Origin of the sequence: Komagataeibacter xylinus, from assembly GCF_009834365.1 — a bacterium.
Lineage (GTDB): Bacteria > Pseudomonadota > Alphaproteobacteria > Acetobacterales > Acetobacteraceae > Komagataeibacter > Komagataeibacter xylinus_D.
Window position 1 is genome coordinate 2,404,337 of sequence record NZ_CP041348.1, and the last position, 11,404, is coordinate 2,415,740.

General features: G+C 60.2%; 12 protein-coding genes and 1 tRNA gene. 4 read left to right on the forward strand and 9 right to left on the reverse strand.

Annotated elements, in window-relative coordinates; all coding sequences use genetic code 11:
* Positions 1–426 precede the first annotated feature (426 nt).
* Positions 427–711 carry a helix-turn-helix transcriptional regulator gene (locus FMA36_RS11490; RefSeq protein WP_159262401.1) on the reverse strand — a complete coding sequence of 95 codons (285 nt, stop codon included), beginning with the start codon at positions 709–711 and terminating at the stop codon, positions 427–429.
* A gap of 12 nt (positions 712–723) precedes the next feature.
* The gene (locus tag FMA36_RS11495) at positions 724–1,182 is read right to left on the reverse strand and encodes a hypothetical protein (RefSeq protein WP_159262402.1); all 459 of its coding nucleotides are present in this window, start codon (positions 1,180–1,182) and stop codon (positions 724–726) included.
* A gap of 286 nt (positions 1,183–1,468) precedes the next feature.
* On the opposite strand from FMA36_RS11495, the gene FMA36_RS11500 reads away from it, so the two are divergent.
* Positions 1,469–1,831, forward strand: a complete 363-nt coding sequence (locus FMA36_RS11500) for a hypothetical protein (RefSeq protein WP_141300416.1) — start codon at positions 1,469–1,471, stop codon at positions 1,829–1,831.
* A gap of 567 nt (positions 1,832–2,398) precedes the next feature.
* On the forward strand, positions 2,399–2,584 hold the full coding sequence (locus tag FMA36_RS11505) for a helix-turn-helix domain-containing protein (RefSeq protein WP_159262403.1): 186 nt from the start codon (positions 2,399–2,401) through the stop codon (positions 2,582–2,584).
* Between the two features lie 8 nt (positions 2,585–2,592).
* Here the strand turns inward: FMA36_RS11505 and FMA36_RS11510 are convergent, their stop codons facing one another.
* On the reverse strand, positions 2,593–3,180 hold the full coding sequence (locus FMA36_RS11510) for a hypothetical protein (RefSeq protein WP_159262404.1): 588 nt from the start codon (positions 3,178–3,180) through the stop codon (positions 2,593–2,595).
* A gap of 743 nt (positions 3,181–3,923) precedes the next feature.
* Here FMA36_RS11510 and FMA36_RS11515 point away from each other — a divergent pair.
* Positions 3,924–4,472, forward strand: a complete 549-nt coding sequence (locus tag FMA36_RS11515) for a recombinase family protein (RefSeq protein WP_159262405.1) — start codon at positions 3,924–3,926, stop codon at positions 4,470–4,472.
* Between the two features lie 291 nt (positions 4,473–4,763).
* Here FMA36_RS11515 and FMA36_RS11520 read toward each other — a convergent pair.
* Positions 4,764–4,839: transfer RNA gene (locus tag FMA36_RS11520), tRNA-Asn, on the reverse strand.
* A gap of 144 nt (positions 4,840–4,983) precedes the next feature.
* Here FMA36_RS11520 and FMA36_RS11525 point away from each other — a divergent pair.
* Positions 4,984–6,066, forward strand: coding sequence for an ABC transporter substrate-binding protein (locus tag FMA36_RS11525; protein WP_159262406.1), 1,083 nt, complete (start codon positions 4,984–4,986; stop codon positions 6,064–6,066).
* Positions 6,067–6,072: 6 nt separating this feature from the next.
* Here FMA36_RS11525 and FMA36_RS11530 read toward each other — a convergent pair whose 3' ends face one another.
* The 5 genes from FMA36_RS11530 to FMA36_RS11550 all read right to left on the reverse strand — a co-directional run bounded on the left by FMA36_RS11530 (position 6,073) and on the right by FMA36_RS11550 (position 11,147).
* Positions 6,073–7,011: an ABC transporter permease gene (locus FMA36_RS11530; RefSeq protein ID WP_159262407.1), complete on the reverse strand. Its 939-nt coding sequence runs from the start codon at positions 7,009–7,011 to the stop codon at positions 6,073–6,075.
* Entirely contained in the window at positions 7,008–8,072 is a 1,065-nt protein-coding gene (locus FMA36_RS11535; RefSeq protein WP_159262408.1) for an ABC transporter permease, read from the reverse strand. The genes FMA36_RS11530 and FMA36_RS11535 overlap by 4 nt, the downstream gene beginning before the upstream one ends.
* Positions 8,072–9,631 carry an ABC transporter ATP-binding protein gene (locus tag FMA36_RS11540; RefSeq protein ID WP_159263888.1) on the reverse strand — a complete coding sequence of 520 codons (1,560 nt, stop codon included), beginning with the start codon at positions 9,629–9,631 and terminating at the stop codon, positions 8,072–8,074. Before FMA36_RS11540 ends, FMA36_RS11535 begins: the two co-directional genes overlap by 1 nt.
* 28 nt (positions 9,632–9,659) lie before the next feature.
* Positions 9,660–10,787: a BMP family ABC transporter substrate-binding protein gene (locus FMA36_RS11545; protein WP_159262409.1), complete on the reverse strand. Its 1,128-nt coding sequence runs from the start codon at positions 10,785–10,787 to the stop codon at positions 9,660–9,662.
* A 111-nt stretch (positions 10,788–10,898) separates the two neighbouring features.
* Positions 10,899–11,147, reverse strand: a complete 249-nt coding sequence (locus tag FMA36_RS11550; RefSeq protein WP_159262410.1) for a hypothetical protein — start codon at positions 11,145–11,147, stop codon at positions 10,899–10,901.
* Between the last annotated feature and the right edge of the window lie 257 nt (positions 11,148–11,404).

An 11,404-nucleotide genomic window follows, 5' to 3' on the forward strand; every position in this document is an offset into this window, starting at 1 on the left:
AGCCATCCGAAACCAATGCATCAGCATCACCAAAATATATCTCGTACTTTCCGCCGGTTTGGAAGTACTCTCCTTTGGTATTCTTCTATGAATACCAAGCGTTCCAAAATTCATAGAAAATATCAGCGAATTTTCGCAGTCGATTTTTGATGCAAGAATTTTAGAACTAACTGCGAACAGACCGAATCGACTGTTCACGATTCAATTTCCCTATCTTACTGCGCCTAAACATAAATGTTGTGTCACATACACGAGTCTGCGGAGAGGACGTCGACAGGTGATGGAGCCGCTAAATGGTGCACCTGAGCGTATGGAATGGTTCTTGGTCATATCTCCCATACAGGTCGTTATGCCGCCCAAAATGAGGGGCACAAATCTGATTGGTTTGCCGGTTTCAATCAGGTTGAGAGTTCCGAAATCGACTGATCATCGACCAGACTTCTTTTGTTTTTTACGATCAGCACCACTGCGTATGTCCGCACATATTTTCGCTATCAGTTCGTCCATCTCTTGTCGCCTTTCTGCTGCTGCACCAATCCCCATTGTTTCATCAACCTGATGACGATCCCATCGCGGCATACGTGGGCCCAGATGATAGGTTGGTTGAGGAATTTTTCCTTCCTGCTGAAGGCGGGCAATGCTGTGATATTTGACGGAGAGGTAATCAGCCAGCCCCTGTCGATCCAGCCAGCGTGGTAACGAATCATCCATTGTCGCGTCTCCCTACGCACCAAACAAACGGCTGAAAAATCCCTTCCGTTTGCTTTCACCATTATCGTCGGCAGCCACGTCAGCTTCGGCTGCATCAGGCAATGTCGAATGGTCCGGCATTGGGTGTGCGCTGCTCGCGGACACCTCCGTCATGACGTCCGCCTTATCACCTGCCATCGGTATTTCGGTTGGCCGGGCTTCATTATCCTGACTGCTTTGTGCGGGGGCGGCTGATTTCCGTGCCATCGTGGTGCGCTTGCGATGAATGACCTGTCGCTTCGGCCGGGCCAGTTCATGCTCCTGCCGGACGCGGGCCAGGGTGGTGATGAACGAGCTGAACGTGAGGGAGAGCCGCTCCTGTTTCCTGAGCATCTCCCAGACGGCTTCCCGGCTGTATCCATCCTGCATCTTGCGCTCGATCCACGGTAGTCGCTTGCGCATCACGGCGACGGCTTTTCGCTTGATCGGCATGGGCAGGTCGCTCCGCTCAGGGGATGGGGACTATGTTTCAGGCCATTGTGCTGGGTGGCGGGTGCCTTTTCAAATATGTCTCCGTTTTGTGTCCTTAATCTGGTCTATACACAATACGCAGTCCTGATGGACTGTAAGGCATTGAAAAACCTATGATAAAAAATCATAGCCGCTCAGAAACGGAAAAAAGTCTAATACCAGACCGGCATTTTTCCTTGGGAAACTGCCAACGCGGGTAATAATTTTTGACCCGTCCTTTTAGGCAGGTCGAGAACAAGGATTTCCCATGCCAATCATCACCTTCAAAGTGACCGAACAGCAGAAAATGGACCTCGATGCGGTGTGTGGGGCGAACCAGTCCCAATACATCCGCGACGCGGTGTTCAGGCAGGTGGAACAGAGTGAGCGATTGGACAGGATCGAATACCGGCTGTTTGACCTTGAGCGCACTGTCGGGCGGCTGGCGAACAGGCTGGATAAGGCTCATGCTAAGCCGGATGCACCCGTGAAAGCGGACGTGTCGCCGGAGGTTATGGGGATGCTGGCCGAAGTGGTGCTGCAGTTGCGTGGCATCATACAGCCGGGCAAGACGACCTCCGCCATAGCGAGTGTGAAACAGGCGGGCTGGCCTGCGCTGAGTATCCGGTAAGCCCCCCCCCTCCCGCGCCACTGGGGATCTGGGTAGTTGATTTGACCATCCAGGCACGTCCTTGCGCGTGTGCAGTTCGCTTATGGTTCGTCCGTATTTCGGACGATCAGTGCCGACGGATTTCGTCGCCACAAAGAGCTACCATTTTGATCCGCCGGAACTGGCGAACCAATCCTCGCGCGCGCGTATCTCGCAGCGAAGGCGGTCAGCGGGTCATGGCCCTGTCGCGCTATTGCGCGCGTGTGGGCCTGTCTCATGTGTATCACTTCCACCGCTTAACGCCCCCAGTCGGGGTATTTCCCGAGTGACGGATTCCAGCCCATCAATGCTAACATTTGCTAACAGGCACTTTGCGCAGGAATGGCGGAATACAGCCAAAAATAACACAGTCCTTCGCGTGCGCGCGCGTACTGGTCTGTTAATCCCGGCATTGCCGGGGTAGTTCAGCCCGCAATATGATGCGGCATGACAGGTATCAAACCCATATCCGAATGGACGCCGCCGGAGGTGGTGGACGTATTCAGCATCAGGCGAGGCGCACGAAACCCACAAAGGCGCTATTGCCCAATGTCGCAGGCCGCATTTGCCAGGCGGTATGGCTTTACCGCTTCTGCCATGGCCGACTGGGAGCAGGGACGCCGGAAGCCTGATCCAGCAGCCCGCACCTTGCTAGCGATGATCCAGAAGGATCAGCAGGCCGTGGACCGGCTATTGGGCCACAAAGATGCTGAACCAGCCAAGCAACGCCAGTGAACGGCGTTTTAGGCGGCCGGATAGCGTTTGAGAATACGGCTGATAAGTGGTCCGGCGCTGGCCATGAAAGCATCGTCCAAGTCCATTTCCGTCTGTATGATCTGCTCTTTGATCCGGTCATAAGTGCTGCGCCACATGCCTTTGGGGCGCCTTGGGATGCGGGTATATCGGTCGATGCTTCCCTTTGCTCCCAATCGCCGGAACAGCTTGCGGCGTCTGATATGCAGACGGTCCTGATCGTCCGTGTTGCGGGTGGCATAGGTCATCCGGAAACAATGGCGGCAGGCGAGCTGGCGGGCATTGCTGGACAGGTGCAGGGCAGAGACCCGGCGTCCACAGTAAGGGCACAGGAGCCACGGCCTTTGCCCTCCGTAATTGCAGGGCGACCATGAGATACGAATGGGTATGCTGACGACATAATGCCCATCTTTGTCTTCTGTCTCGACCTTCCATGAAAGCCGGAGGGTGTCCTCAGCATATTCTCCACGCATATCTTCACAGGTGGCATCACCCCATGACAGACGGGCTTTCCATCCCTCCGTAAGCGCCCCCATCTTCGCCAGGTCACCGACCTTGACTTGGCGGGTTACACCCACACGAGGTCTGCCTTCATACGGTCTGCCCGATCCCAAGCCTCCCATAGCTGTCCCCCTTTTGATTTCCGCTGTTGGTATTTCCGAAATCATTAGGAAAATTATACCATGAACACACGGAAAAATGGCTGTATCCAGCAGAAAACCAATGATTTTTCGGTATGCGTTGTTCTTTGAAAAATAGACCCTGTTTGGGCAGTGTAACTCTACACCTATTTCTCGTCAGAGATCGTAGAGGCATGACCTGCCAGTTGACGGTGTTTCGTAGCTGATAGGGGATTGTCCCCCACCTCCGGGCTGAAAAGCAGGATCTCGAGCAACTTGTCAGGAATGGGTTCCGCTGTCACATCCGCGAACTGCTGGGAGAGGGAAGTCTTCACCCACGTTCCGAAAGGGTCATCTTGGCCTACTGGATGGAGGTGACGACCGGATACGGCGTTCTTCTTGCCCATTGACCCCGCTCATGCGTTTTTCTCGCTGTATGCATAATGGTCGGGTGGAGCGTGTGGTTACATGCGTGCATAGCATACCTGACAGCCGCAGTCCGGAATGGGCATGAAATCCGGATGATATGTCCCGGTGCTTCCCGGTGCGTCTACGTGTTCCAGAAGGGTATACCGATACGGTGCAACGGAGCGGAACACCTGAATGGCGGCTTTCCGTGTTCCATTAGGGTTGTCTAATTGCAAATGGAACATTATGGATGAAGGTCTAGACCCAAACGGAACACTTTTAGGGATCATACCATGCGATACGGATATGCCCGCGTCTCGACCATCGACCAGAACGCTGCCACGCAGGAGGAGGCACTCGCCAACGCCGGGTGCGATATGATCCGTGTCGAGAAGAAATCCGGCACGAGCAGGGAAGGGCGGTCCGAACTGGATACACTGCTGGCCTTCCTCCGGACGGGTGATGTTCTGGTGGTGACGCGCATAGACCGGCTGGCCCGTTCCATAGCTGACCTGCAAACCATCATCGCGGAGGTGAAAGCCAAGGGGGCGCAACTGCAATGCACCGAGCAGCCCGTCAATACCGGGACGGCGGCCGGCAAGGCCTTCCTCGATATGCTGGGTGTGTTCGCGGAGTTCGAGACCAACCTCCGCAAGGAACGCCAGATGGAAGGGATCGCGGCGGCCAAGGAGCGTGGTGTCTATAAGGGGCGCAGGCCATCCATCGACCGCGACCAGATCCATGCCATGAATGCGGAGGGGATCAGCCCGACCGAGATTGCCCGGCGGCTGGGAATTGGTCGCACGTCTGTTTATCGGTGCCTGGGGAAAGTGGCTGGCTGATTAGGTCTCATGCACCAGGGCGCAGTCATCCACAGCAAGGCTTCCTTACAATTTTCAACCAGAGCAAAGAGGCTGTCGCCTGTAGGCTGGTGACAGCAGGCAGGGCCGCTTGGGATGTGAAAATGATGGGGGTGATTATGAGGGTTTGGAACAGGGCCAAATCGCGTTCAAACCGGTCTGGACGTGTCAGAACGTCCCCGGAAAGCGCATCGCTCATCATGGGTTTAATCGTGGGTCCAGATTTCACGAAATCCGTAACCTACTGATTTAACACTAATTTTTAAGGAAAGGTGGCTCCCGAAGTAGGACTCGAACCTACGACCCAGCGATTAACAGTCGCTTGCTCTACCAACTGAGCTATTCGGGATCAGCGTTGGTGAGCAGCTTATAGCCACACTGATGGGGGAGCGTAAACCCCCCTTTTGAACTTTTTTAAAAAAAGGGAAAAAAGGGAACCCCGACAGGCTAAAAGCAGGGTAATGCCTTCGCATCTTGGGAGAAACCGCAGCCAATGGTCGAACAGAACAGGGAAGGCAAGCCACGCCAGTTGCTCCGCCGTGCGCTCGTGCCCATGCTGGTGGCAGGTGGATGTGCCGTGGTGGGTTCGCAATGGATGCAGAGCCGCCAGCAGGCGCGGATCGTTCGCCGTGATGATGTCCTGCTCGATGGCCAGCCCCATGACATGACGCTGGCATGGCCCTACGCGCAGTCCTCCACCCTATATAACGTTGCCCTGCGGCAGGATTTCTTTTTGCAGTACCGCCTCAACGTGCAACTGCGCGATAATGCGGCCAGCGGGCGTGACGCCATTGCCGACCTGCAGACCGGGCGCGCCATGGCGGCGGTAGCCCCCGTGCTGTCATGGCTGCAGGCGTGGCAGGCCAGTCCTGATCTGCCGGTGCGGCTGGTCATGGGGTTGCAGGCGGGCACCTTTCGCCTGCTGGTGCGGCGCAAACTGCGCATTGCCAAGATCGAGAATCTGGTGGGCCGCCGCATTGCCGTGCTCAATGCCGATATGGCCGACCGGCTGTTCTTTTCCATCATCCTGCGCCGCAAGGGGCTGAACCCTGACACCGCGCCCAACTGGGTCATCCTGCCGCCTGATGAAATTGATGACGCGCTTGCCGCAGGCACGGTCGATGCCGTGGCCCTGCATGACCCGCTGGCCTGGCGATTGCTGGGTAACCCGGCTCTTGATGTTGTGGAACTGGTCAATAGCGTGAACGGGCTATATGCCGGGCGCACCAATCTGGCGCTGGGTCTTTCCACCGATGTGCTACGTGATACGCCCTCAGCCGCCGTAGCCCTCGTGCTGGCGCTCTATAACGCAGCCCACTGGCTTCCCGCCCACATGGCCGAGGCCGCCAGCCTGCTCGACGGGCGCGTTGATGGCATGCAGCAGGACGCCATATTGCAGATGATGCGCCACGAGGTGCTGGGCATCAGCCCTGTAGGCAATGACCTGAAAACCCAGATCGCGCGATATGTCGATGAACTCAAGCTGCTTGGCCAGTTCCCCGACAGCCTCAATTCAGCCAGCTACGCCCGTCGCATCTCGGTCGATATTTTGCATCCTGTCCAGCCCCGGCCATAAGGCTTCCTACCGCACGTCGCGGTAATAGGGCTGGGCCAGGGCAGCGGGGGCTGCCATGACCCGGCGCATGCGGTGCCACACCACCACCGGCACGATGATGAAGGCCATGGTGCCGATATAGGGCAGCATGTTGAGGAAGGCAGGGTCAATCGGCCAGTTATGGGCCTGTCCCACAAAGGACAGCGCCGTCACCAGCCCGAACAGAAGCGCCGAGAGGGTGACGATGATGGGCCGGTAGCCCGCAAAGATCACCAGCGCCAGCGCAATCCATCCACGTCCCGCCACCATGCCCTCTGACCAGACCGGCACATAGGTCAGCGTCAGGTAGCCGCCCGCCATGCCCGCCATGGCGCCGCCCAGTGTGACGTACCAAAAACGCATGGCCATGACCGGAATGCCCGCCGCATCCGCCGCCGCCGGGTTCTCACCCACTGCGCGCATGTTCAGCCCGTGCCGGGTGCGGAACATGATGAAATGCACCGCCAGCGGCAGCAGCACGTAAATCGGTATGATCAGGATATTCTGCCCGAACAGCGCCGGGCCGATAATGGGGATGGAGGACAGCAGCGGGATGGTGACGTGCCCGAAGGTTGTCTCTACCGGCTGGCCGGCATAGCTGTGGCCCAGCGCGGTTGAAAGCCCCAGCCCCATGAAGGTGGTGGCCAGCCCGCACAGCACCTGATTGGCCCGCATCACCACCGCGCCAAACGCAAACACCATGCCACCCACGGCCCCAACCAGAACGGCCACCAGCAGCCCGACCCACGGCGAATGAACGGATGAGACGGTCATCACCGCCGTCACGGCCCCCAGCGCCATGAGGCCTTCCACCCCAAGGTTGGTTACGCCCACGCGCTCGGCCAGCACTTCGCCCAGTGCGGCCAGCGCCAGCACGCCACCAGCCAGAACGGCGGTGGCCAGCATGCCTGTCAGCAGCATGATCATGAGGCTTTTCCCCTGGCTTGCGTGGTGGCGACAGGCCGGTAATGGGCCAGTTCATCGCCAATGGCGATCATGAACAGGATCAGCCCGGTAATGGCGAGGATGACCGAGGCCGAAAGCTGCTGCGTCTGCATGACAATGCCCGAATCAAGGATCAGCGCCATCAGCAGCGCTGCCGGGATCACATTCAGGCACGACCCGCGCGCCAGCACGGCCACCACAATGCCCAGATAGCCAAAGTTGTTGGCCATGCCGCCCTGCAGCCGGTGCACCGTGCCCGCGACCTCGAACATGCCCGCAAGCCCCGCCAGGCCGCCCGAAAGCAGCATGACCGAGATGATGCGCAGGCGCACCGGAATACCCGCATAACGCGCGGCCTCCGGGTTGGCCCCGCCAATACGGATCTCGTACCCCCACCGCGTGCGTGACAGTATGAGCGCCAGGCCCACTACAATCACGATGGCGACGGGAAAACCCCAGTGCACGATGCCCCACATTTCAGGAATGGACACCGGAAGCCGCTGCGTCGAGACCTGCGCCCCGCTGATCCGGTCGCGCCACGGCCCCGTGGTCAGGTAATAGGTGAGCAGGGAGGCGATGAAGTTGAGCAGCAGCGTGGTAATGATCTCGTTCACACCGGCATAGGCGCGCGCCAGCGTGGGCACGGTAATCCATGCCATGCCGCCCAGTATGCCCGCAATGGTCATGAGCGGCAGCATGACCAGCACCGGGCCATGCAGGCCGAGGGCTACGCCGGTCGCGGCAATGGCGCCCGCATAGAACTGGCCCTCCGCCCCGATATTCCATAGCCCGATGGTGCCACATACCGTAACCGCCGCCCCCGTGAGCAGAAGCGGGCACATGAACAGCGCCAGATCCTCCAGCCCGAAGCGCGAGCCAAGGGTGGAGCGCAGGATCAGTTCCGCCAGCATGGCCGGGCTGTGGCCCGACAGGGCCAGCACGCCCGCGATGATGCATAGCGAGACCACGATGGCCACCAGCCGCAGGGCAAGAATGCGGCCCGCAGGGGCCGTGGGCAGGCGCTGAAAGGCGTGTGTCGCCATTACTGCGGCCCTCCCGGCTGGAGGTCGGTTGGTTCACGCCCGCCCATCAGCATGCCAATGGTGGCGATGTCTGCATTTTCTGCATCAATCACCGCCATCATGCGGCCGTGGAACATGACCCCGATGCGGTCGGACACGTTCAGCAGGTCTTCCAGATCTTCTGAAATGAACACCACGGCCACTCCCTGGTCACGCAGGTCGGTCAGATAGCCCAGCATGGTGGCAATGGCCCCGATATCCAGCCCGCGCGCGGGGTAGGCGGCCACCAGCACCCGGCTGGCAATGCGGATCTCGCGCCGCGCCACCAGCCGCTGCTGGTTGCCACCCGAGAGGTTGCGGATGGGCATGCCAAAATCGGGAATGCTCACCTGTGCCAGTTCAGCAATGTCATGCGCCAGCACGCCCGCAGCCCCCGCATCATACAGGCCGTGGCGGCCAATTGGTGGTTCGGCATATTCACGCAGCGCCATGTTGGTGGTGATGGACAGCGAGGGCGCAAGCGCGCTGCGCAGCCGGTCCTCGGGGATGTGGCCCACGCCTGCATGGGCAAACAGGGCCGGGTCGGCGCGTTCCACCACGCTGCCATCAAGCAGAATCTCGCCCGATGTGCGGGCCATCAGGCCGGTCAGCACATGGGTCAGTTCGCGCTGCCCGTTGCCCGCAACGCCGGCAATGCCCAGGATCTCGCCGCCATGCAGGTCAAGGCTGACATCGCGCAGCGTGTCCACGCCCCGCCCGTCGCGCACGCTCACATGGCGGAGCTGCATGATGGGCTGCGGGGCAATGGGGGCAGCCCCTTCAGGCCGCGCGCGCATGTTGCGCCGCACGATGTCGCGCCCGACCATGGTGGCCGCGAGCATGGAGGGATTGCAGTCCGCCGTTCTGAACGTGCCGACCTTGCGCCCGCCGCGCAGGATGCTGACGCGATCAGAGATTTCCATCACCTCATCAAGCTTGTGGCTGATGATGATGACCGCATTGCCCTGTGCGCGAAAGGCCCGCAAGGCACGAAACAGTTCGCCCGTCTCCTCCGGTGTCAGCACGGCGGTGGGCTCATCCATGATCAGCAGCCGCGCCCGGCGGGCCAGCACGCGCAGAATCTCCACGCGCTGCTGCTCGCCAGCCGAAAGGTCGGCCACGCGGGCCGCAGGATCGACGGGGAAGCCGAAGCGCTCCGAAATCTCGCGCGTGCGGGCCTCCATCACGGCGGGCGAGGCGAGGCGGGGGGCCTCATCCCAGCCCAGATGGATGTTCTCGGCTACGCTAAAAGCCTGCACCAGCTTGAAGTGCTGGTGCACCATGCCAATACCCGCGCGGATGGCCTCCTGCGGGGAAGTAAAGCTCTGGCCGTAGCCATCGAGGATGATCTCGCCTTCCTCTGGCTGGTAGATGCCGGTCACCACGTTCATGAGCGTGGACTTGCCAGCCCCGTTCTCGCCAAGCAGGGCATGGATCTCGCCCGGCCACACATCAAGGTCCACGTCCTTGTTGGCGATCACGCCGGGGAAGAACTTGCCAATGCCGCGCAATTGCAGCACCGGCGGCGTACCCGGCGCCATGCCGGCGGGGCCAGCGGGGGAGGCAGGGTTATTCAAGGCCCGATACTCCCGCCACCGCCCAGTCGGAGTGATAGATTTCGAGATCGCTCAGCGCCGTGCCCGCGGGCACGCGCAGGCGACCATGGTTGTCGTGTATGGGGCCGACAAAGGGGTTGTGGCCCGCCAGCATGCGCGTGCGCATGTCATCGGCGCGGGCGGCGACATCGGGCGGTACGGTCGGCCCCCAGGCATCGCGGTCCACGCCGTGGCCCAGGGTCAGGAAATGCCCTTCCGGCTGCCATGTGCCTGCCAGCAGGTTGCGTACCTGGCTTATGTAATACTCGTTGAAGTCGAGGCACACGGAGCTGACATAGGCCTGCGGCCCGTAATCGAGCATGCCGGTATTCCACATGGCCGCCTTCAGCCCGCGCTGTATGGCCACGCGCAGATAGGCCGGTTCATCCATGATGCCGCACAGGAAATCACACCCGTTATCGGCCAGCGCGGTGGCCGCCTGGGTTGCCGCCTGCGGGTCGAACCAGGCATTGATGGTGATGCTCTGGAGCGTGATGGCCGGATTGACCGACTGCGCGCCCAGCAGCGTTGCATTGGCCGAGGCATAGACCGAGGGGATGGGAAACGCGCCCAGAAAGCCGATCTTGTTGGTTTTGGTCATGAGGGCCGCGGCAATGCCAATGACGTAGCTGGCATACCAGTGCGCCACGTAATACCAGCCCAGATTGCCGGTCACATTGGTGCCATCGCATTCCATGAACGCAACATCAGGCGCGCGGTCCGACACATCCTTGATGAAGTCGCCATATTCCGACGTCGCCATGACCATCTGCGCGCCTTCTGCCACGAACTGGCGGAACAGTCGCGTGGCATCGGCGGAGTAGGGCACGCTCTCCACATAAATGGTGCGCAGCTTGGGGAAGGTGCGGCGCACGGCCTGCACGCCCCGGTCATGCACCATCGACCAGCCGCCATCGGTAATGGGGCCGGTATGGCCAAACGCCACGATGGCGTCGGATTCAGCCAGTGGCCTGCGCCATGCGGGCTGCGCTGCCGCGCGTGCGTGGCGGGGCAGAAGCAGGCTGGAGCCTGCGCCACCCGCAAGGCCCAGCATCTCGCGGCGCGTTGTCAGCAGTCGCCCCCGCGACCCTGAAACTGTCATAAGATGTCATCCCCCTGAAAATCCATGCCGCACCCCACTGCGGCGGCCTCGCGTGCTGGTCGGTCTGGTGCTCCCGCGCGTGTAAGCCCGTGTTCGATTCCGGCATAAATGTTACGCGACAGGACCATGCAAGGCCACAGTTATGTTGTGCATCAGGGTGTTGCCTTTTTTCAAAAAGGCGATGGCTGGTGATCCATCAGGGGAGCATACCCATGCCTCTACAACCGGTTCAGGGTCATCAAAATTGCCCCATGTCCATACCGGGATGACGTCATGTCTGAGCAGGAGTGCGATCGTGGCCCGGTCATTGATCGTCAGCGCCGCGCCACTTTCGGGTAGGGCGGCATAAAATGCCTGCATGAGGCTTTGTGCCTGTGTGGGCGTCAGGGCGTGGCACGACAGGAACAGGAAACTGTATCTGCCGATCGAACCGCGCCCACCATGTCCGCCGTGCTGTCCGGACCGCAATACACGATGCAGGTGGCCAGCCCGTTGCCATGTGCCTCTTCATGCGCACGCTGCCCGGCCACACGGTGTTGCATCCGTGGGCAAGCAGGTCGTGCACTGCAGTCGTTTTCAGCAGGCTGGAATAACGGCTGATCCGCTTCAGCCTGTGG